We start from the raw sequence: 19,761 nt of genomic DNA, 5'->3' as shown, positions 1-19,761 counted from the left end.
GGCCGGGCGGCCGGGCGTCGAGGGGTGAGCGATGCTGGACGGACCATGCACGAACAGCCCGACGTCCCGACGCCCCCTCCCCTCCTGCGTCCCGACGGCAGCCCCGTCCGGGTGCTCGTCGTCGATGACGAACCGGACCTCACGGAGGTCCTCGGCGCCGCGCTGCGCTCCGAGGGCTGGCAGGTGCGGTCCGCGGACGACGGCGCGTCGGCGCTGGCCCGCGCCGCGGAGTTCGTGCCGGACGCGGTGGTCCTGGACTGGATGCTGCCGGACCTGGACGGGTTGGCCGTCCTGCGCGGCCTGCGCGAGCGCAACCCGGGGGTGTGCGTGCTGTTCCTCACCGCCCGGGACGCGGTGGAGGACCGCGTCGCGGGCCTCACCGCGGGGGGCGACGACTACGTCACCAAGCCGTTCAGCCTGGAGGAGGTGCTGGCGCGGCTCCGCGGGCTGCTGCGCCGCGCCGGCATGACCCGCTGGGGAAGCTCCTCCCGGCTGGTCGTGGGCGACCTGGTGATGGACGAGGAGGCCAGGGAGGTGACGCGGGGCGGGCAGGCCGTCGAGCTCTCCCGCACCGAGTTCGAACTCCTGCGCTTCCTCATGCGCAACCCCCGCCGGGTGATGTCCAAGGAGGTGATCCTCGACCGGGTGTGGTCCTACGACTTCGGGGGCCGCGCGCACGTGGTGGAGCTGTACATCAGCTACCTCCGCAAGAAGATCGACGCGGGGCGCCCGCCCCTGATCCACACGGTGCGCGGCGTGGGCTACGTCCTGAAGCCGGAGCCCTCGTGACCCCCGGGCGCCGGCTCCACGCACCGCGTTCCCTGCGCGCCCGCCTGACCCTGGGTCTGGTGGTGCTGTTGGCGGTGGCCTGCACCGCGGTCGGCGTGGTCACGGTGCTGGCGCTCAACCACTTCCTGATCGGCCGCCTGGACCAGCAGCTCACCGCGAGCGGCGGCAGGTTCGCGGCGAGCCTGGAGCACGAGGACGACGGGGACGCCGACAACGCCCACGACACCCGGGGGCAGGCCGAGGGCACCTACGGGGCGCGGCTGGTGGACGGGCGGGTGGTCGCGGCGGCGGTCGTGGACGACCGCGAGGGCCACGGGGTCCCGACGAGCAGCGGGGACCGACGCACCCTGGGGGCGCTGCCGCCCGACGGGTCGGCGCACAGCGTCCGGCTCTCCGCGGTGGGCCGCTACCGGGTGCAGGCCGTCCGCGGGGACGACGGCGACGTCCTGGTCACCGGGCTGCCGCTGCACCCGGTGGAGGAGACGGTGCACCGGTTGGAGGCCGTGGAGTCGGGGGTCTTCGCGGCGGCACTGGTCGTGACGGGCGTGGCCGGCGCCCTGTGGGTGCGGTACTCGCTGCGCCCGCTGGAGCGTGTGGCGCGCACCGCCGACGACGTCACCCGCCGGCCGCTGGCCACCGGTGAGGTGGACCTGCCCGCCTCCGTGCCGTACGCCGACCCGGGTACCGAGGTGGGGCGGGTCGCCACCGCGCTCAACCGGATGCTGGGCCACGTCGGGGACGCGCTGCGCAGCCGGCAGGCCAGCGAGGAGCGGCTGCGCGCCTTCGCCGCCGACGCCGGACACGAACTGCGCACCCCGGTCGCCACGGTCCGGGCGCGTGCCGAGCTGGCCCTGCGGCACGCCGGCCCCGTCCCCGTGGAGGTGCGGCACGCCCTGCACCGCATCGCCGCGGAGTCGCACCGGATGTCGGTGCTCGTGGACGACCTGCTGCTGCTGGCCCGGCTGGACGCGGGCCGCCCGCTGGACCGCCGGCCGGTGGACCTGACGCGCATCGCCCTGGACGCCGTCGATGACGCGCGGGCGCTGTCCCCCGACCACCGCTGGGAACTCGACCTGCCCGAGGAACCGGTGTCCGTCCCCGGTGACGAGCACCGCCTCCACCAGGTCGTCGCCAACCTCCTGGGCAACGCCCGCCTGCACACGCCTCCGGGCACCCGGGTGGTCCTGGCCCTGGCCGTCACGGACGGCTGGGCGGAGCTCTCCGTGACCGACAGCGGCCCCGGCATCCCCGCGGCACTGCTGCCGGACGTCTTCCGGCGGTTCTCCCGCGCGGACGTCTCCCGCTCGCGCCGTGGGGGTTCCACCGGCCTCGGCCTGGCGATCGTCGAAGCGGTGGTCAACGCGCACCACGGCACCGTGGACGTGAGCAGCCGGCCCGGTCTCACCCGCTTCCGCATCCGGCTCCCCACGGGCCGGGAGGAGACCGGCGGCGGCTGAACGGGGCGGGGGCGCGGAACAGCGCCGGGGGGTGCCGGCGGACCCTGGGGCGCCGGTGGCACGACGACGTCCCCCGCGGAGTTCAGTCCTCCTCCGGGTCCCGGCGCCTGTCCCCGCGCTCCGGCCGCCCGGCGAAGCCGTCCAGCAGGTCCGACTCGCCCACCATCGCCAGCAACGAGGGCGCCTCGGCCACCTCCAGGTAGTCGGCGCCGCAGGCGTAGCACCGTTGGAGGTGCGCGGCCACCTGCCGGTCCTCCTCCGGCGTCAGCGCGCCTAACACGTACGCGCCCAACAGCATCTGGACGTGGGCACCTTCGTGTGGTGACTCGGACATGCGGAAACCCCCGTTCTCCGGCATCTTCGAGCCCTCTATTCTGCGCGCCGCCCGAACACACCGGCAAGGATCGCGCGGGCGCACCGGGTGGGGTCCCAGGGCGCTGCCGCGATCTGGCGCACACCAACAAACCCCTTTGTTTCCAAGGGTGTTGGGGTAACACGGCAGGTGGGCCGGGCGATCGGACGGACGACCTGACGTGGGGGCGAGGCAGGGTCGCACCGGCCTCGGCGTATCGTTCCGCCGGTGGTACGCCACTCCCCCCGCGGACCCCGCGCGGACCCCGCCCGTGGGGACGCGGGGACGTGGGGACGTGGGGAGTCCACGACCCGAGTGCGTCGCGCCCCCGGGAGGCACCGGGCACGACGTGCGGTCCCAGCGCCGCACCCGCAGCACGGCCCGAGGAGGGCACCTTCCCATGCCGGACGACAGACCGACGCCCGCCGCACCACCGCGGTCGGCAGCCACCCCGGTCCCTTCCTCGCCGGGCGCCACGGAGCGCGCCGGGGCCGGACCCCCCGGTGCCCCGCCGGCCGGTCTTGCCATGATCCTGATCCTGGGCACCCTGTCCGCGCTCGTCCCCCTCTCCCTGGACATGTACCTGCCGGCACTGCCGGAGATCGGCGACGCGCTGCACAGCACCACCCCCCGGGTGCAGCTCACCCTCACCGCATGTCTGGCGGGGCTGGCACTGGGCCAGTTGGTGGTGGGGCCGCTCAGCGACGCGCTGGGCCGGCGCCGGCCGCTGCTGCTCGGCCTCGCGGTGTTCTCCCTGGCCACCTTCGCCTGCGCGGTGGCACCCGACGTGCCCGCCCTGATCGCCTGTCGCCTGCTCCAGGGGCTCGCCGGGGCCGCGGGGATAGTGATCGCCCGGGCCGTGGTCCGCGACCTGTACTCGGGTCTCGACGTGGCGCGGTTCTTCTCCACCCTGATGCTGGTCTCCGGTGCGGCGCCGATCCTGGCCCCGCTGCTGGGCGGCCAGGTGCTGCGGTTCACCGCCTGGCGCGGCATCTTCGTGGTGCTGGGGGCGGCCGGGGCGGCGCTCACCGTCGTCGTCGCCCTGTGGTTGCGGGAGACCCTGCCCCCGGAGCGCCGGCACACCGGGGGGTTCCGGCAGACCCGGCGCACCGTGCGCGGGCTGCTGGGGCACACCCGGTTCCTGGGGTACGTGCTCACCGGCGCGTTCGGGTTCGCGGCGTTGTTCGCCTACGTCTCCGGCTCGTCGTTCGTGGTCCAGGAGCTGTACGGGGCGTCGCCGCAGACGTTCAGCCTGCTGTTCGGGCTGAACTCGGTGGGCATGGTGACCATGGGTCAGGTCAACGGCAAGGTCCTGGTCGGCCGGGTGCGGTTGGACCGGGTGCTCGCCGTTGGGCTGACGGCCAGCGGGGTGGCCAGCGGCACCCTGGTGGTGCTGGTCTCCGGGGCGGTGGGGAACGTCGGCCTGGCGCCGGTGGCCGGCTGCCTGTTCGTGCTGACGTCGGCCATGGGCATCACCCTGCCCAACACCACCGCTCAGGCACTGGTGCTCACCCCGCACGCCGCGGGCACCGCGTCGGCGCTGCTGGGCACCGTGCAGTTCCTGATCGGAGCGGTGGCGCCACCGGTGGTGGGCCTGGGCGGGGAGGGGTCCGCGGTCCCGATGGCGCTGGTGATGACGGGCTCCACCGTGGTGGCCGCGGCGGCCTTCGTCGGCCTGTGCCGGCCCTGGCGGCGGACCGCGGACGCGACGGCCGGCTGAACCACCCACCGGCGTGTTCGAACGTGGCCTACCCCACTCGGACCAGCTCTCGGGAACCTCGGCAGGGGGGCGGTCGTTGGCGGGACAGGGCAAAGAGTCAGTCAAGTCATCGATTCGGTGCACGCCCGGCACCGGGAATGAGCGAGAAATCATGGGTGTCAGCCTCAGCAAGGGCGGCAACGTATCGCTGACCAAGGAAGCCCCGGGCCTCACCGCGGTGACTGTCGGCCTCGGCTGGGACGTGCGCACGACCACCGGTTCTGACTTCGACCTCGACGCGTCGGCCCTGCTCGTCAAGGAGGACGGCAAGGTCCTCACCCCGCAGCACTTCGTGTTCTTCAACAACCTCAAGAGCCCCGACGGCTCGGTCGAACACACCGGTGACAACCTCACCGGCGAGGGCGAGGGCGACGACGAGCAGATCAAGGTCAACCTGGCCACGGTGCCGGCCGAGGTCTCCAAGATCGTGTTCCCGGTCTCCATCTACGAGGCGGAGGGTCGCGGGCAGAGCTTCGGTCAGGTCCGCAACGCCTTCATCCGCGTGGTGAACCAGGCCGGCGGCTCCGAGTTGGCCCGCTACGACCTCACCGAGGACGCCTCGACGGAGACGGCCATGGTCTTCGGCGAGCTCTACCGGCACGGGACGGAGTGGAAGTTCCGCGCCGTCGGGCAGGGCTACGCCTCGGGGCTCGCCGGGATCGCGCAGGACTTCGGCGTCAACGGCTGACCCACCCCTCGACAGCAAGGAGCCGTACGACATGGCAGGGTTCTTGGACCGTGCGAAGGAATCGGCCACCCGGGCCCTGAACGAGGGCCGGCACAAGGTCGATGAGGTGCAGGAGAAGCGCGCCGGGCAGGACCTGCTGCGCAAGCTCGGCGCCGCCTACTACGCGCAGCAGCAGGGCCACGGCTCGCCCCAGGCCGTGCAGGACGCGTTGAACGCGGTGGAGGAGTTCGCCCGGACGCACGGCGACACGCACCTGCGCCCGTAACGGCCATCCGGTCCGGGACCGGGGGCCTTCCCCTTCGGGAGGGCCCCCGCCGGAGCCGTTCGCCGACGCGACGCGGGGCATCCGGCCCCCGAACCGGCGGTGCCGCCCCGTGGAGCCGGCGCCCGCCCGACGGGAACGTCCGCGGCGCGGCAGCCCCGGAGAGCGGGAAACCCGCGGGGCGTCCCGTGGAATCCCCCGCCCCCGGGCGGGGGAGGAAGTCAACGACAACGCCACGCGCGCCCGGAAGGCGGCACCACGGGGGAGAACACATGCACACGACCGACCCGTCCGACGACGACTTACCGTCACGTGATCGCTTCGCCCAGTGGTCAGAGCTACTGGCCTCGTCCATCGTGCCGGTGCGGCTGCACAGCGACCACGTCGAGGACTTCCACGGCACTCTGAACACCCGGAACCTCGGCTCGGTCCAGGTCTTCACCCTGACCTACCCGTCGCTCAGGGCCCAGCGCACGGAGCAACTGATCCGGCGCTCCGACCCCGGCCTCTGCCAGCTCCTGGTCCCGCTGCGGGGCAGCATGACGCTGGGGCACGCCGGTCACGAGATGACGCTGCGCCCCCGGGACCTGGTCATCAAGGACTCCTCCCAACCGTTCTTCTCCCGGGTCCCGCCCGGCGATGGTCCGCTCGGCCACCTGGTCGCCCAGTTCTCGCGGAGCCTGCTCTCCTTCCGCGCCTCGGACGTCCACCGCCTGACCGCCGCCCGCATCCGGACCGACCAGGGCATGGGCGCCCTCCTCGCCGGGATGCTGATCCGGCTCGGCACCGACAGCCAGTGCTGCCGCCCCGCCGAGGCCAGCCGACTGGGAGCGGTGGTGGTGGACCTGTTCGCCGCGTTACTCGCCCAGCACCTCGACGCCGAGGCCGCGCTGACCCGGGACGCCTACCGCCGCGCGCTGCTGCTGCGCATCCACGCCTTCATCCACCAGCACCTGGCCGACCCCGAGCTGACCCCCGCCGTGATCGCCGCCGCGCACCACATCTCGCTGCGCCACCTCCACCGGCTCTTCCACGAGGAGCAGACCACCGTCGCGGCCTGGGTCCGGCAGCAGCGACTGGAGCACTGCCGCCAGGACCTGGCCGATCCCCGGCTGGCCGCCCGCCGCATCCACACCATCGCCGCCCGGTGGGGCTTCGCCAGGGCCGCGGACTTCAGCCGGGCCTTCCGCTCCGCCTACGGAGTGAGCCCGAAGGACTACCGGGACATCGCCCTGCGGGCCGCGCCTGGCACACACGGACAAGAGAAGTGCGCTTTCTGCTAAGGACGCGCCCCGCGACGCCCTGCGAAACTCCAGGAGGACCACCCGGTCGCGACTCGCCCCATGACCGCCGACGATGACCGGTGGCCCGGTCCCGCGAGGACCGGGTGAGCCAGTCGTGTCGGCCCCGGGCCAGGCGCAGGTCCGTCACGGGGGTGCGGACCTGCGCCGTTCGGCCGACGGCCCGCCCCGCGGGCGCCAGGGTGCCGGGGAGGCGCCGTCCGGTCAGCCGGGTGCCGCCCGGGGCGAACCCGCCGTCAGCGCCCGGTGGGCACCCGGTCGATGGTCGGTGCCCGCAGGCCGAACTCCAGGCAGCGGACCGCGTGGTGCCAGGCGGTGTCCCGTACCTGGCAGGCGCGCAGGACCTCGCCGGGCGTCCGCACCACCTCCGACCCGAGGTAGCGGTCCTGGTCGTCGAAGTGGAGCTGGAGCACGGTGCGCGCGTCGAACAGCCAGAAGTCCGCCATGGGCAGGTCGAGTTTGGCCGCGTCGGAGCGGAGCAGGCTGCGTATGTCCTCGCCCGCCTCGATGTTGGTCCACCCGGTCACCAGCAGGTACCCCTGCTCGGGCGTCGGCGGCGCGTCGACCAGCCGGACCCGGCCGATGCGCTTTCCCTGCGCCGTCTGTCGGCGGACGTCCATGCACCACGGGCGGTAGGCGCTGGCGTCCGGGTCCTCCCCCTGGAGGAACCGCTGGTAGGCCTCCGTCTGCCGGTCACTGTCGTAGCCCTGCCTGGTCTCCCACCGCCAGGCGGTGTGCTCGAACTCCTCGAAGAGGGACATGAACTGAGCGTCATCGATGAACTCAGACATCACCGCTAACCTTCGGACTCGAAGCAGTCGAACACCGAAAAGCTCTGTGCAGTCAGTTTCTTAGCAACAACCCATAACTTTCCTGGCATACTCGGTCTCCCTTCGTCGCAGTCCAGCATGCCCCGGACCCGACCGTCTCATCGAGGGCGCACGGTGTCGCCCTCCGGAGGCCATGCGTCACCCCACGAGGTGTCACGTGCGGCACGGTAGAGATCGGGGTCGCGCTTCTTGGTGACGACCGTCCGGCGCACCGTCAGGTCGTCCGCGCAGAGCTGGAGGGTGACCATGCCCTTGCGCTGGGCGGGGTGGCGCAGCACGCGGTGCCGGGCCGTGGGCAGGGGGGTGCGGGACGCCACGAGGTAGCTGAACTTCTCGTCCTCGTATCCGAGCGACCCGCCCTTGACCTGCCGGTGCACCGAGGAACGGGGGAGCCGCACGGCGAAGTGGCACCAGTCCTCGCCGGGAACGACCGGGCAGGCCGCGCCGTGCGGGCAGGGCGCCACCACGGACCAACCGGCCTCGATCGCCTGCTCCCTGGCCCGCAGGACCCTCCGGTATCCGGCCGGGGTCCCGGGTTCCACCACCGCCACCACCCGACCGCGCGCCAGGACCTCGGCGACGACCCGTTCGCGGTCCTCGCCGGTCAGCTCACCCAGCACGTAGGAGACGGTCACCAGGTCGGCGCCGGGGACCTCGAGCCCCGCGCCGATCCGCTGCCGTCGCCACTCGGCGGTGCGGGCGAGCACCGGCGACGCCGCGGCGAGCTCCCGGCCCAGCTCCAGGGCCGGCCCGGCCCAGTCGAGCACCGTGGTGCGGCCCACCGTCGGCCAGGCGTCGGCGACGGCCCAGGCCGCCGCCCCGGTCCCTCCGCCGACGTCCACGTGGCTGCCGGGCGCCCACGTCGGGGCCAACGCGGCGAACGCTCCCAACGCGGACCGCACCGCGGCGTAGGTCGCCGGCATCCGGTACGCGGCGTACGCGACGACGTCCTCCCGCCGGCTGAGCAGGGGGTGGTCGGTGGCCATCCCCACCGTGCCGCGGTAGTGCGCCATCAGCCGCTCCACCGCTCCGGCCAACGGCTTGGGGGACGCGCCGGCGAGGCCGCGGTCCAGGGCGCGGACGAGCTCTGCGGGCAGGTCCACCTAAGCCCCCGGTTGGTCGAACTCCCCGGCCTTCACGCCGAGGACGAAGTCCCGCAGGGCCGCGGGGCCGATGGCGACGATCTCCTGGGGCCGGTCGCCCTCCCGGATGTGGACGGTCCCGCCGTCGGCGGCGACCTCCAGGCAGTTGTGGCTTCCGTCCACCCCGGAGAAGGAGGACTTCTGCCATATTGCGGGGGAGGGCACGACACGCCTTTCACAGCTCACGATGGATCTCACGGATGTGATCTCGCGACTGGGGTACGGCCAGCGCGACCTCCTCCACCTTATCCAAGGTCTCCCGGTACCTCCTGAGCTGAGCTTCCGCATCCAGCCAGGCGAGCCCGTACGGGGCGTCCAACTGCACGGTGTCCAGCCTGGGCACCTCTCCACCCGCGTAGAGCATGGAGAGACCGGCCCCGCCGAACCCGTCGAGGTCGAAGGGGATCACGCGCACGGTGACGTTCGGCAGCTCGGAGACCTCGAGCAGGTGAACCAACTGCGCACGCGCGACCGCCCTGTCCGCCACCCGGATCCGCAGGGGCGCCTCGTGGATGATCGCGGTGAGATCCGGCGCGTTCTCGTGTCGCAGCACCTCCTGCCGGCGCACGCGGAACTCGACCCGTTCCTCCAACTGGCGCGGCGACAACGCGGGGCTCCCGTAGGACAGCAGCGCGCGGACGTGGGCCTCCGTCTGCAACAGGCCGGGAACGTGGGCGGACTGCAACACGCGCATGTGGGTGGCGCCGGACTCCAACTCGGCGAGGTCCATCGCCTCCCGGCCGAGCAGGCCCCGGTAGCTCTCCCACCACCCCCTGCCGCGCTCGCCGGCCATGCGGACCAGGGCGTCGAGCAGGGCCCCGTCGGAGCACCCGTAGTGGGACGCCATCAACCGCAGCCGCTCCTCGCTGACCCCCGACCGCCCTGTCTCCATGTGGCTCACCTGCATCGGGGTGGTCCCGATCAGCGCCGCGGCGCGCCGCCCCGTCAGGCCCGCGGCCTCGCGCAGCCTGCGCAGTTCCCTGCCCAACCGCTCCTGGCGCGCCGTGGGGTCGCTCCGTGGAGGCATCCGTTTCCCCCTTACCCATAGGTTGCGCCACCATTATGTTGCGCCCTACGTTGGGTGGTGTGGCCATCGCCCTCAGCGATCACGAGGAGGCGTCCCCTGAGCACCGCGACCGGACGGCTCCACCCCCCGCGTTCGGACGCGGAGCCCCCTGCCAGGGGGGCGCGTTCCACCTTCGACGTCCGGTGAAGCATGGCGGGATCACTTCTGGTGCGCACATGTTCGAAGGTGGCAGGATGTGATGTGGGACACGTTCTGCCGGGGAGTCTTGACGTGGCTGAGGGTGAAGCCGGCACACCGCGGGAGCTGCGGCTGGCGCAGGCGTTCGTGGAGCTGGCGGGGGCGCCCCTGGACGTGTCGAACCCCCTCCCGACGCTGGAGCGGCTCACTCGGGGGTGCGTGGAGCTGGTCGGGGCCACCGCGGCCGGGGTGGTGGTGTGGGACGGGGGCCGCGGAGCGCCCGTCGTCGCCGCCTCGAACGGCGGCGGGTGGCTGCCCCGGCTCCTTCGGGAACGGCCGGAGCAGGGGCCGTGCACGCGGTGCCTGCACGCCGGCGAGGTGGTGTGCTGGCCCGACCACGAGGACCACCGCGCCCGGTGGCCACGGTACGCCGAGCGGGCCGAGGCGGCGGGGGTGCGGGCCTCGTACGCGGTGCCCCTGCGGGCGGACGGGGAGGCGTTGGGGGTGTTGGGGCTGTTCCTCGACCATCCGGGGCCGCTGGCCGACCACCGGGTCCGGCTGGCCGTCGCGCTGGCCGACACCGCGTCGGCGGCCCTGCTGCGGCAGCGGGCGCTGCGGCAGAGCGAGCTGCTCGTGGGACAGCTACAGACGGCGCTGCACAGCAGGATCGTGGTCGAGCAGGCCAAGGGCGTGCTGGCGGAGCGCTGGGGGGTGACGGTGGGCGAGGCGTTCGAGACGCTGCGCGGCTACGCCAGGGCACACAACGAGCGCGTCGCCGAGGTCTCCCGCGCCATTGTCATGGGCGGCATCGCGACGGACCACATGCGTCCCGGTCGCCGCCAACCAGGTTCCGGCGGCGGCCGTTGACCGCGCCGACCCCGTGTTCGGGGGACGGCACGGACGGCCACCGCCCCGCGTCGGCCCCGGCCCGCGCGGGTGACTCAAGAGGTACGTGATGTCCGACGACCAACCGACGTCCCGCATACGGGAACGGTTAGCGGGTGAGACCGTGGTGGTGGAGGTGAGCGGCGAGGTGGACGCCCTCGCGGCACCCCGGCTGATCTCCTACCTGGACTCGTTGACCACCCGGGACCGGCCCGACGTGGTACTCGACCTGCGACGGGTGACGTTCCTCGACTGCAGTGGCCTGACCGCGCTGGTCCGGGCACGCAACCGGGCCCTGGCCAGGTCGGGCCGGGTGCGGCTGGTGTGCGACGACCCGTTCACCCTGCGCACCCTGCGGGTCACCCGCCTCGCCGGGCACTTCACGATCCTGCCGGACGCCTCGGAGTTCCGCCTCGGCTGACCTCCGACCGGTCAGATCGCGTCCAGCAGGTCGGCGATCGAGGCGCACACCCGGGACGGACGGTAGGGGTAGCTCTCCACGTCCTCGGGCTGGGTGACCCCGGTCAGGACCAGCACCGTCTCCATCCCGGCCTCCATCCCGGCCAGCACGTCGGTGTCCATCCGGTCGCCGATCATCGCACTGGACTCGGAGTGGCCCTGGATCTTGTTCAGGCCCTCGCGCATCATCAGCGGGTTCGGCTTGCCGACGAAGTACGGTGCCCGGCCGGTGGCCTTGGTGATCAGCGCGGCGACCGATCCGGTGGCCGGCAGCGCGCCCTCGACGGACGGACCGGTCTCGTCCGGGTTGGTCGCGATGAACCGGGCCCCCCTGCTGATCAGTCGGATCGCCTTGGTCAGCGCCTCGAAGCTGTAGGTGCGCGTCTCGCCGAGGACGACGTAGTCGGGGTCGGTGTCGGTGAGCACGTAGCCGATGTCGTGCAGGGCGGTGGTCAGCCCGGCCTCGCCGATGACGTAGGCGGTGCCACCGGGCCGCTGGCCGTCCAGGAACCGCGCGGTGGCGAGGGCGGACGTCCAGATCGCCTCCACCGGCACCTCGAGCCCCATGCGGTTGAGCCGGGCGTGCAGGTCACGGGGCGTGTACATGGAGTTGTTGGTCAGCACGAGGAACGGTTTCCCCGACGCCCGCAGGCGCTTGACGAACTCCGCGGCCCCGGGGATGGGCACGCCCTCGTGGATCAGGACCCCGTCCATGTCGGTGAGCCAGGACTCGATCGGTTTGCGCTCTGCCACGTGCTGGCTCCGTCTCAGGCCGTCGGTGTGCTGGTCGGCCGTCGCTGACTGGCCGGCCGCCAGGCCGTCTCGGTCCGATCATCTCAGGTTGATTGACGATCTCAAACAGAAGGGGACGAACAGGAACAGACCATTTTCCGGGGCGACGACGAGGGTCGACCGCCGAAGGCGGGGGGTGCGGCGGCCGTACACACCGCCCCCGGCGGGAACCGTCCCGGTGCCGTGGCTCAGGCGTCCTTGAGTTCCTGGCGCTGCCGGCCCAGGCCCTCGATCTCCAGCTCGACCACGTCGCCGGCCCGCAGGTAGGGCTTGGGGTCCGGGTGGCCGAGCGCAACCCCGGCGGGGGTGCCGGTGTTGATCACGTCGCCGGGGTAGAGCGTCATGAACTGGCTCAGGTAGCGGATCAGCTCGGCCACCGGGAAGATCATGTCCGCGGTGCTGCCGTCCTGCTTCAGCTCGCCGTTCACCCACAGCCGCAGCGGGAGGGCCTGCGGGTCCGGCACCTCGTCCGCGGTGACCAGCCAGGGACCGAGCGGGTTGAACGTCTCGCAGTTCTTGCCCTTGTCCCACTGGCCGCCGCGCTCGATCTGGAACTCCCGCTCGGAGACGTCGTGGGCGACCGCGTAGCCGGCGACGTGCGCCAGGGCCTGGTCAGCGCTGTCCAGGTACCGGGCGGTGCGGCCGATCACCACCGCGAGCTCGACCTCCCAGTCGGTCTTCACGCTGCCCCGCGGCACCAGCACGGTGTCCTCCGGGCCGACCACCGTGTCCGGTGCCTTCATGAAGACGATCGGCTCGCCGGGGATCGCCGCGCCGGTCTCCCGGGCGTGGTCGTGGTAGTTGAGCCCGATGCAGACGATCTTCCCGGGGGCGGCCAACGGAGGGCCGAGGCGCGCCCCGGCCCGGTCCAGCTCCGGCAGGTCCGCCGCGGCGGCCCGTATCCGGTCCAGGCCCTCGGGGTCGGCCAACAGCGCGGCGTCGATGTCGGACACCACGCCCGACAGGTCGCGCAGCGTCCCGTCCGAGTCCAGCAGCGCCGGGCGCTCGGCACCGGCCGGTCCGATTCGCAGCAGCTTCACGCAGATCCCTCCGTCAGCGAGCGGCCCGCTCCGGAGTACCTGGAGCGGGCCGGTGGTGTCCCCCATGCTGTGAGTCCCGCCCTGACCTGCGCAAGTCCGGTCCACCCAGTGGGCGCCTCGGTCGCGGGGGGGCTCGGGCCCGCCGCTGGTCAGCGGGGGTTCAGCCGGTGTTGAGCAGGGCCATTCCGGTCAGCGTCGGGGAGTGCAGCGCGGTGTTGCGGTGTCGCTGGGTGATGATCAGCCCGGCCTGGCGCAGCACCGCGGCGTGCTCGCTGGCACTGGCCAGGGCGATGCCTGCGGTGGCGGCGAGCTCGGTGGTGGTGCACCCGGGGCGCTCCGCCACCGCGTGCAGCACCGCGGCCCTGGTCCGGCCGAGCAGGGAGACCAGTGGCCCGGGCGCCCGTTCGGCGTCGCGGGGCCGCGCCCTGGCGCCCAGCGGCCACCCGTTGGTGTTCCGGGCGGGGTACCCCACCACCGGCTGCGGCTCCACGTCCGCGTCGAGGAACGGGGCGGAGTGCAGGAAGGCCGACGGCTTCAGCAGCAGCCCGCGCCCCTCCAGATGCAGGTCGCCCTCGAGCCCCGAGGGCATGGCCAGCTCCAGGACCGGGGCGCGCCACCGGATGCGCCGGGGGAAGAGCCCGGCCAGCAGGCGCTCCACGCCGCCGTCCACCAACTCCCGGGCGCGCAGCGCGTGGTCCGAGTCCAACTCGGCCCTGAGCTGGGCGCAGATCGGCGCCACCGCCGTGGCGTGCACCTGGGTGAGCGCCTCGGTGAAGCGGTCGAGCAGCTCCTGGTCGTCGGCGAGCCGGAACGCCCAGCTCGGCAGCGGCTGGTGTGCGGCCACCGCGCGCAGGTCCCGGCGGATGCGCTGTTTGGGCGTGGCCCGGACCGACTGCGCCAGTTCGCTGAGCCGTCCCGGCCGGGGCGGGCGCAGGAACGACGGCGTCACACCGAGCGGCGGCACCAGCTCGAAGACCAGACGGGTCTGCGGCGGCAGCTCCGACAACACCCTGCGCCGCCACGAGCCCATGCGCGCGGCGTTGTCCCGGAGCTGCAGCTCCCGGATGGCGATCATCAGCTCCCACAGCGGCCAGGGGGAGCGAGCGACCCGAGTGCGAGCCAGGTCCTGGGCGGTGAAGTGGATCCGGTAGACCACGGGGGAGATTCTTCCGGACGTCCCTGTTTCGGGCCACACCGAAACAGGACGACGTGGTGACGGCCCATCACGCACTCTAACCCTGCGGCGGTCCCACGCCTCCGACGGGGGAGGAGACGAGGGACCGCCGCTCCTCCCTCCCGCCCGGCAGGCCCGCCCGGTGGTCCCGACCACGGGGCTCCGACGGCCGGAACAAGCCGTCCCGGTGCGGACCCACCACCGGCGCGCCGTCGTCCCACGTCCCTCCGCCCGGGCTCCTCCGCTCGGCCGCGCTCGGCCGCCGGACGGCGCGGCACCACGCGCTCACCCTCATCGCCCCAGGGAACGTACCGGCTGAACTCCGGAGAAGTCCGCCACCCATCAGATGGCTGAGAACAATCCATCCGCAGGCGATATTCGGCCTGCCGAGCCCCTCGGCAGGCCCGACCCGGGGCGGCTCCCATGGCACCGCCCCGCCTGTTCAGCCGCCTGAAGTCGGAGATTCGCCGCTGCTCGAACGAAGCGCACCCGTGTGATACAGGTCACCCCAAAGGCCAGAAATAACCGGGGAGGTAGTCTCCGTTTAGCCACCGTGACCATGACGGAACCTCGCCTCAGGGCAGACGCCTGCCGCAACCGGGAGCGCATCCTGGCCGCGGCATGTGAAGCCCTGGTCGAACACGGACCCGAGGTTTCCATAGAGGAGATCGCCCGCCGGGCGGGCGTCGGCAACGCCACCATCTACCGCAGGTTCTGCGGCCGGCACGACCTCCTCCACCACGTCGGCCTCGAGGTGCTGGGCGTCCTCACCGAGGAAGCCGAACGCGCACGCGCCGAGGAAGTCGATGCCCTCAGCGCCCTGCGGCGGTTCGCCCACCGGGCCAGCAACCGCTCCCTCGCCGCCGTGCTGCCCATGGTGTACGGGCAGACCGCCGACGACGAGCCGCTCCACGCGGCACGCGAGAGGCTGTTGGGCCTGGTGAAAAACCTGATGACTTCCGCCCAAACCACAGGGATGATGCGGAATGACTTGTGTTTGGGTGACTTCCTGACCGCATTGGCCAAGCTCACCCGCCCGTTGCCGGGCTCTCCGCGTCCCGTCGTGGACACGGTGCGCCGGCAGATCGACCTACTCATCGACGGGCTGCGCACGCAACGGTGCTGCACCTGCCCAGAACGACCAGCCAGCTCGCGGACCCATGCCGGGCCTGTGGGCAGCACCACCGACGACTGAGAGACAGACCTCCTCCATGAGTTCCACCCCCACCGCGGGCCCTGACCCACGTCGCTGGACCGCACTCATATTCATCGCTCTCGCCCAACTCATGGTCGTCCTCGACGCGACCATCGTGAACATCGCTCTCCCCTCCGCACAGAAGGCCCTGGAGATCTCCGAGGGCAACAAGCAGTGGGTGATCACTGCCTATGCACTGGCCTTCGGTGGCCTGCTGCTCGCCGGTGGACGGGTCGCCGACATCTGGGGCCGCAAGCGGGTCTTCATCGTCGGCCTGCTCGGCTTCGCCGGTGCCTCCGCGATCGGTGGCGCCGCGGTCAACGAGGCCATGCTGCTCGGCGCCCGTGGCCTGCAGGGCGTGTTCGCCGCGCTGCTCGCCCCCACCGCCCTGTCCCTGCTCTCGGTCACGTTCACCGAGCCCAAGGAGCGCGCCAAGGCGTTCGGCATCTTCGGTGCCATCGCCGGTGGTGGTGCCGCCATCGGCCTGCTGCTCGGCGGTCTGCTGACCGAGTACATGGACTGGCGGTGGACGTTCTTCGTCAACATCCCGATCTCGCTGGTGGCCGCCGCCGGCGCGGTCGCGCTGATCCACGACCGGGCCGAGGACCTCAACCGGAACCCCCTGGACGTGCCCGGCGTGCTGTTGGCCTCCTCGGGCCTGGTCGCCCTGGTCTACGGCTTCACCAAGGCCGAGTCCGACGGGTGGGGCGCCGGGGTCACCGTCGGGATGTTCATCGCCTCCGCCCTGCTGCTGCTGGCCTTCCTGGTCGTCGAGTCCCGGGTCAGGGCCCCGCTGCTGCCGCTGCGGGTCCTCGCCGACCGCAACCGCGGCGGCGTGTACCTCGCCGTGGGCCTCTCCGTGATCAGCATGTTCGGCCTGTTCCTCTTCCTGACCTACTACCTGCAGGAGGTCAGGTCCTACGACCCGGTCAAGTCCGGGTTCGCGTTCCTGCCGATGGTGGTGGGCATGATCGCCGGTTCCACGCAGATCGGGGCCCGGCTGATGAACCGCGTCCCGGCGCGGATGCTGATGGCCCCCGGCTACGTGGTGGCGGCGCTCGGCATGCTGATGCTGACGCAGCTCAGCGTGGACAGCTCCTACTGGGGCCTGATCATGCCGGCGCAGGTCCTGCTCGGCCTGGGGCTCGGCACCGCGTTCATGCCGGCGATGAGCCTGGCCACCCACGGCATCCAGCCGCAGGACGCCGGGGTCGCGTCCGCGATGGTCAACACCTCCCAGCAGGTGGGCGGCGCCATCGGTACCGCGCTGCTGAACACCATCGCGGCCAGCGTCACCACCACCTACCTCAACGACCACGCCGGGGACCGCAAGTCGCCGGAGCTGGTGCTCCACGAGGGCATGGTGGAGGGCTACACCAACGCCATCTGGTGGGCGTTCGGCATCCTGCTGCTCGCCGCCCTGGCCGCGTTCACCATGATCAAGGCCGGCCAGCCCAACGCCGAGAAGGTCGCCTCCGGCACGGGTGCGCTGGACGACGCGCCGACCCCGGTGGCCATGCACTGACCCGGTCACGTCCGACCGGCCGGGCCCCGACCCTCCGTGGTCGGGGCCCGGCCGCGTCGCGGACCGTTCCCGGTGTGCCCGGGCAGCGGGCGGGCGGGGGCCGGCTCACCCGCCCAGGGCGTGCGCCACGGTGTAGATCAGCAGTCCGGCGAGGGCACCGACCACCGTTCCGTTGATCCGGATGAACTGGAGGTCCCGGCCCACGTTGGCCTCGATCTTGCGTGAGGTGTGCTCCGCGTCCCAGCTCTCCACGGTGTCGGTGATCAGGGACGTGATCTCGTCCCGGTAGGTCGTCACCACATAGGTGGCCGCGTCCTCGAGCCAGCCGTCCACCTTGGCCTGGAGCCGGGCGTCGTCCCGCATCCGGACCCCGAGGGACCCGAGGGCCGACCGCGCCCGCCGGCGGAGCTGGCTGTCGGGGTCCTCGGCCGCCGCCACCACCATGGCCCGCACCGCGGACCACGCCGACTCGATCAGCTCCTGCACCTCGCGCCGGGCCAGCACGTCCGCCTTGAGCTGCTCCACGCGCGCCATGGTGTCCGGGTCGGAGCGCAGCTCGCCGGCGAAGTCCGTCAGGAAGCGGTCCAGGGCGCCCCGTGCCGGGTGCGCCGGCCAGTCCCGCATCTCGGTGACGAAGCGCAGGAGCTCCTTGTAGACGCGTTCGCCCACCCTGCGGTCCACGAACCGGGGCGTCCACCCGGGCGCTCCCTCGGTGACGGCGGCCATCACCGACGCACGGTGCTCCACCAGCCAGTCGTGGGCCCGCACGCACACCAGGTCCACCGCCCGGTGGTGGCCGCCATCAGTGACGACCTTGTTCAGCATCCGGCCCAGGGACGGGGCGACCGACTGCGCGGTGGCCTGCCGGGTCACCGCCTCCCCCACGACCGCCTGCACGTCGGAGTCCCGCAGCACCGCCAGGGCCCCGCGCAGTGCCGTGGCCAGCTCGTGGGTGACCCGTTCGGTGTGGGCCGGCTCGGCCAGCCAGACGCCGAGCCGGCCGCCGATGCCCACGGCGCGCAGCCGGGCCCTGACCACGTCCTCGGACAGGAAGTTCTCACCGACGAACTCGCCCAGGGTGCGCCCGAACGCGTCCTTCTTGGTGGGGATAATCGCCGTGTGCGGGATCGGCAGGCCCATCGGGCGGCGGAACAGGGCCGTGACCGCGAACCAGTCGGCCAGCGCGCCCACCATCCCGGCCTCGGCCGCCGCGGCCACGTAACCGGCCCACGCCCCGGCCCCGGACTCCTCCCGCCAACGGGCGAGCGCGAAGACCACGGTCGCCAGCAGCAGCAGTCCCGTGGCGAACACCTTCATCCGGCGCACCCCGCGCCGTTTGACCTCGTCCGACTCGCTGACCTCGGACATCCGGCCCGGGTTGGGCCGCCCGGGCCCGGGGGCGGCCCCGTCGGGCCCCGGGGGGCGCCGGGCACCGCGGCGCTCCCCCGCGGGCCGCCGCCCGGGGTCCGCGACCCCGGCCGAACGGAACAGCCGCTCGCGCTGTGTCTCCATCTGGTTCACCGGCTCCACCCGCGTATTGTCCCTGTTCCTCCGGGACGGACAACGCCGCCCCGGCACCGCGACCCGAGAAGGAGCCCGATGACGACCAGGAGGGCGAGGTGCCCCGGGTTCGTCCTGCTGACCGCGCTGGCCTCAGTCGTCCTCGGCACCGCCGCCCTCCTCGGGCACCTGGACCACCCGCGGGAGCAGGCCGGGCGGTCAGCCCCGTCCAGGGGCTGGGTGGGGAGCTGGTCCGCGGCCCAGGTCGGCGGCGGGCCCGAGGCCGCCCCGGGCCGCGGACACCCGGGACTGACGGTCCGCAACGTGGTCCACGTCAGCGTCGGCGGCAGCGCCGCCCGGATTCACCTGTCCAACGCCTTCGGGAACCGGCCGCTGCGGGTCCTGCGGTGCACGGTGGCCCTGGCCGCCCGGCCGTCCGGCCCCGCCGCCGCGGCGGGCACCCTGCGCGTGGTGCGCTTCGGGGGGCACGGCAGGACCACCGTGTCGCCCGGCGCCTCCACGGTCAGCGACCCGGTGCGGCTGCTCGTTCCCCCCGCCGCTGACCTGCTGGTGACCGTCCACGCGCCGCTGGCCGGCGGCACCGTCACCCACCACCCGTTCGCCCGCCAGACCTCCTACCTGGCCCGGGGTGACCACTCCGGGGAGAGCGGCCGGCACGCGTTCACCGCACGCACCTCGCGCTGGCGGTACGTCTCCGGCGTGGACGTGTGGAACCGGGAGGTCGAGGGCGCGGTGGTGGTGCTCGGTGACTCGATCACCGACGGTCTGACGTCCACTCCGGACGCCAACCACCGGTGGACCGACTTCCTCGCCGTCCGGCTGCTGACCAGCCCGGACGCACCCCGGCTCGGCGTGCTCAACCAGGGCGTCAGCGGCAACCGGGTGCTGCGGGACGCCGACCCGGGGGTGCCGTCCAACGGGCCGAGCGGCCTGCGCCGGCTGCGCCGGGACGCCCTGGGGCAGACCGGCGCCGCCGTGCTCGTCGTCGAACTCGGCACCAACGACATCCTCAAGGTGCCCCGGCAGGCCGACGCCCGGCGGATCGTGCGCGGGCTGCGGGAGATCACCACCCGGGGCCGGCAGCACGGGCTGCGGGTGGTGGGGGCCACCCTCCCGCCGTTCCGGGGGCACCAGTCGTTCGGCCCCGAACCCGAGCGGGTGCGGCAGGAGGTCAACGCGCGGATCCGCGGCGGCTCCGTCTTCGACGCGGTCCTCGACTTCGACCGGGCGTTGCGGGACCCGGCGGCGCCGACCCGCCTCGCCCCCCGGTACGACTCCGGCGACCACCTCCACCCGAACGACGCCGGGTACCGGGCCATGGCCGGCTCGGTGGACCTCGACGTGCTGCGCAGCACGTCCCCGGCCCTGCTGTGAGCCGGGGCGGCT

At 73.0% G+C, this 19,761-nt stretch carries 20 protein-coding genes; 11 read left to right on the top strand and 9 right to left on the bottom strand.

Going from position 1 to position 19,761, the window contains the following annotated elements; all coding sequences use genetic code 11:
- Nucleotides 1-45 precede the first annotated feature (45 nt).
- Complete coding sequence (locus A3IG_RS0112880; RefSeq protein WP_018383977.1) at nt 46-789, top strand: response regulator transcription factor; 744 nt, start codon at nt 46-48, stop codon at nt 787-789.
- A complete protein-coding gene (locus A3IG_RS0112875; RefSeq protein ID WP_018383976.1) occupies nt 786-2,246 on the top strand; it encodes a sensor histidine kinase in 1,461 nt (486 codons plus the stop codon). Before A3IG_RS0112880 ends, A3IG_RS0112875 begins: the two co-directional genes overlap by 4 nt.
- 82 nt (nt 2,247-2,328) lie before the next feature.
- Here the strand turns inward: A3IG_RS0112875 and A3IG_RS29595 are convergent, their stop codons facing one another.
- On the bottom strand, nt 2,329-2,580 hold the full coding sequence (locus tag A3IG_RS29595) for a zf-HC2 domain-containing protein (RefSeq protein WP_051087479.1): 252 nt from the start codon (nt 2,578-2,580) through the stop codon (nt 2,329-2,331).
- Nucleotides 2,581-2,998: 418 nt separating this feature from the next.
- On the opposite strand from A3IG_RS29595, the gene A3IG_RS29590 reads away from it, so the two are divergent.
- From A3IG_RS29590 to A3IG_RS0112850, 4 genes are all read left to right on the top strand, one after another.
- Nucleotides 2,999-4,318 (top strand): Bcr/CflA family multidrug efflux MFS transporter, encoded by a 1,320-nt coding sequence (locus A3IG_RS29590; RefSeq protein ID WP_078500389.1) that lies wholly within the window; start codon nt 2,999-3,001, stop codon nt 4,316-4,318.
- A gap of 151 nt (nt 4,319-4,469) precedes the next feature.
- Entirely contained in the window at nt 4,470-5,045 is a 576-nt protein-coding gene (locus A3IG_RS0112860) for a TerD family protein (RefSeq protein ID WP_018383973.1), read from the top strand.
- Nucleotides 5,046-5,076: 31 nt separating this feature from the next.
- A complete protein-coding gene (locus A3IG_RS0112855) occupies nt 5,077-5,310 on the top strand; it encodes a hypothetical protein (protein WP_018383972.1) in 234 nt (77 codons plus the stop codon).
- Nucleotides 5,311-5,579: 269 nt separating this feature from the next.
- Nucleotides 5,580-6,590 (top strand): AraC-like ligand-binding domain-containing protein, encoded by a 1,011-nt coding sequence (locus A3IG_RS0112850; protein ID WP_018383971.1) that lies wholly within the window; start codon nt 5,580-5,582, stop codon nt 6,588-6,590.
- 254 nt (nt 6,591-6,844) lie between these two features.
- Here the strand turns inward: A3IG_RS0112850 and A3IG_RS0112845 are convergent, their stop codons facing one another.
- The 4 genes from A3IG_RS0112845 to A3IG_RS0112830 all read right to left on the bottom strand — a co-directional run bounded on the left by A3IG_RS0112845 (nt 6,845) and on the right by A3IG_RS0112830 (nt 9,607).
- Complete coding sequence (locus A3IG_RS0112845; protein ID WP_018383970.1) at nt 6,845-7,399, bottom strand: DUF6879 family protein; 555 nt, start codon at nt 7,397-7,399, stop codon at nt 6,845-6,847.
- 137 nt (nt 7,400-7,536) lie between these two features.
- Nucleotides 7,537-8,541 (bottom strand): small ribosomal subunit Rsm22 family protein, encoded by a 1,005-nt coding sequence (locus A3IG_RS0112840; protein WP_018383969.1) that lies wholly within the window; start codon nt 8,539-8,541, stop codon nt 7,537-7,539.
- Nucleotides 8,542-8,745 (bottom strand): DUF397 domain-containing protein, encoded by a 204-nt coding sequence (locus A3IG_RS35200; RefSeq protein WP_026220215.1) that lies wholly within the window; start codon nt 8,743-8,745, stop codon nt 8,542-8,544.
- A gap of 10 nt (nt 8,746-8,755) precedes the next feature.
- Nucleotides 8,756-9,607, bottom strand: a complete 852-nt coding sequence (locus tag A3IG_RS0112830; RefSeq protein ID WP_018383967.1) for a helix-turn-helix domain-containing protein — start codon at nt 9,605-9,607, stop codon at nt 8,756-8,758.
- 270 nt (nt 9,608-9,877) lie between these two features.
- Between A3IG_RS0112830 and A3IG_RS0112825 the strand changes: the two genes are divergently transcribed.
- Together A3IG_RS0112825 and A3IG_RS0112820 are read left to right on the top strand one after the other, a co-directional pair.
- Complete coding sequence (locus A3IG_RS0112825; protein WP_018383966.1) at nt 9,878-10,651, top strand: GAF and ANTAR domain-containing protein; 774 nt, start codon at nt 9,878-9,880, stop codon at nt 10,649-10,651.
- A gap of 88 nt (nt 10,652-10,739) precedes the next feature.
- Nucleotides 10,740-11,090, top strand: a complete 351-nt coding sequence (locus A3IG_RS0112820; protein WP_018383965.1) for an STAS domain-containing protein — start codon at nt 10,740-10,742, stop codon at nt 11,088-11,090.
- Nucleotides 11,091-11,101: 11 nt separating this feature from the next.
- Here A3IG_RS0112820 and A3IG_RS0112815 read toward each other — a convergent pair whose 3' ends face one another.
- The 3 genes from A3IG_RS0112815 to A3IG_RS0112805 form a co-directional block, all read right to left on the bottom strand.
- Nucleotides 11,102-11,881, bottom strand: coding sequence for an HAD-IIA family hydrolase (locus A3IG_RS0112815; protein ID WP_018383964.1), 780 nt, complete (start codon nt 11,879-11,881; stop codon nt 11,102-11,104).
- A 227-nt stretch (nt 11,882-12,108) separates the two neighbouring features.
- Nucleotides 12,109-12,960 (bottom strand): fumarylacetoacetate hydrolase family protein, encoded by an 852-nt coding sequence (locus tag A3IG_RS0112810; RefSeq protein WP_026220214.1) that lies wholly within the window; start codon nt 12,958-12,960, stop codon nt 12,109-12,111.
- A gap of 160 nt (nt 12,961-13,120) precedes the next feature.
- Complete coding sequence (locus A3IG_RS0112805) at nt 13,121-14,116, bottom strand: ArsR/SmtB family transcription factor (protein WP_018383962.1); 996 nt, start codon at nt 14,114-14,116, stop codon at nt 13,121-13,123.
- A 577-nt stretch (nt 14,117-14,693) separates the two neighbouring features.
- Here A3IG_RS0112805 and A3IG_RS29585 point away from each other — a divergent pair.
- Together A3IG_RS29585 and A3IG_RS0112795 are read left to right on the top strand one after the other, a co-directional pair.
- Nucleotides 14,694-15,329: a TetR/AcrR family transcriptional regulator gene (locus A3IG_RS29585; protein ID WP_157862323.1), complete on the top strand. Its 636-nt coding sequence runs from the start codon at nt 14,694-14,696 to the stop codon at nt 15,327-15,329.
- 16 nt (nt 15,330-15,345) lie between these two features.
- Nucleotides 15,346-16,854, top strand: a complete 1,509-nt coding sequence (locus A3IG_RS0112795; protein WP_040911364.1) for an MFS transporter — start codon at nt 15,346-15,348, stop codon at nt 16,852-16,854.
- Between the two features lie 105 nt (nt 16,855-16,959).
- Here A3IG_RS0112795 and A3IG_RS0112790 read toward each other — a convergent pair whose 3' ends face one another.
- Nucleotides 16,960-18,366, bottom strand: a complete 1,407-nt coding sequence (locus A3IG_RS0112790; protein WP_086019937.1) for a DUF445 domain-containing protein — start codon at nt 18,364-18,366, stop codon at nt 16,960-16,962.
- An 87-nt stretch (nt 18,367-18,453) separates the two neighbouring features.
- Between A3IG_RS0112790 and A3IG_RS0112785 the strand changes: the two genes are divergently transcribed.
- Complete coding sequence (locus A3IG_RS0112785) at nt 18,454-19,749, top strand: SGNH/GDSL hydrolase family protein (RefSeq protein WP_018383958.1); 1,296 nt, start codon at nt 18,454-18,456, stop codon at nt 19,747-19,749.
- Nucleotides 19,750-19,761 lie beyond the last annotated feature (12 nt).

The sequence above is a fragment of the Wenjunlia vitaminophila DSM 41686 genome (assembly GCF_000380165.1).
Classification (GTDB): Bacteria; Actinomycetota; Actinomycetes; order Streptomycetales; family Streptomycetaceae; genus Wenjunlia; species Wenjunlia vitaminophila.
The sequence above is the reverse complement of the archived record's forward strand: the minus strand, read 5'-3'. Positions and strand labels throughout refer to the sequence as shown.

Coding starts and splice junctions, on each gene's coding strand:
- A3IG_RS0112880 (WP_018383977.1), top strand. CDS start 46: ATGCACGAACAGCCCGACGTCCCGACGCCCCCTCCCCTCCTGCGTCCC.
- A3IG_RS29595 (WP_051087479.1), bottom strand. CDS start 2,580: ATGTCCGAGTCACCACACGAAGGTGCCCACGTCCAGATGCTGTTGGGC.
- A3IG_RS29590 (WP_078500389.1), top strand. CDS start 2,999: ATGCCGGACGACAGACCGACGCCCGCCGCACCACCGCGGTCGGCAGCC.
- A3IG_RS0112860 (WP_018383973.1), top strand. CDS start 4,470: ATGGGTGTCAGCCTCAGCAAGGGCGGCAACGTATCGCTGACCAAGGAA.
- A3IG_RS0112855 (WP_018383972.1), top strand. CDS start 5,077: ATGGCAGGGTTCTTGGACCGTGCGAAGGAATCGGCCACCCGGGCCCTG.
- A3IG_RS0112850 (WP_018383971.1), top strand. CDS start 5,580: ATGCACACGACCGACCCGTCCGACGACGACTTACCGTCACGTGATCGC.
- A3IG_RS0112845 (WP_018383970.1), bottom strand. CDS start 7,399: ATGTCTGAGTTCATCGATGACGCTCAGTTCATGTCCCTCTTCGAGGAG.
- A3IG_RS0112830 (WP_018383967.1), bottom strand. CDS start 9,607: ATGCCTCCACGGAGCGACCCCACGGCGCGCCAGGAGCGGTTGGGCAGG.
- A3IG_RS0112820 (WP_018383965.1), top strand. CDS start 10,740: ATGTCCGACGACCAACCGACGTCCCGCATACGGGAACGGTTAGCGGGT.
- A3IG_RS29585 (WP_157862323.1), top strand. CDS start 14,694: ATGACGGAACCTCGCCTCAGGGCAGACGCCTGCCGCAACCGGGAGCGC.
- A3IG_RS0112795 (WP_040911364.1), top strand. CDS start 15,346: ATGAGTTCCACCCCCACCGCGGGCCCTGACCCACGTCGCTGGACCGCA.
- A3IG_RS0112790 (WP_086019937.1), bottom strand. CDS start 18,366: ATGGAGACACAGCGCGAGCGGCTGTTCCGTTCGGCCGGGGTCGCGGAC.
- A3IG_RS0112785 (WP_018383958.1), top strand. CDS start 18,454: ATGACGACCAGGAGGGCGAGGTGCCCCGGGTTCGTCCTGCTGACCGCG.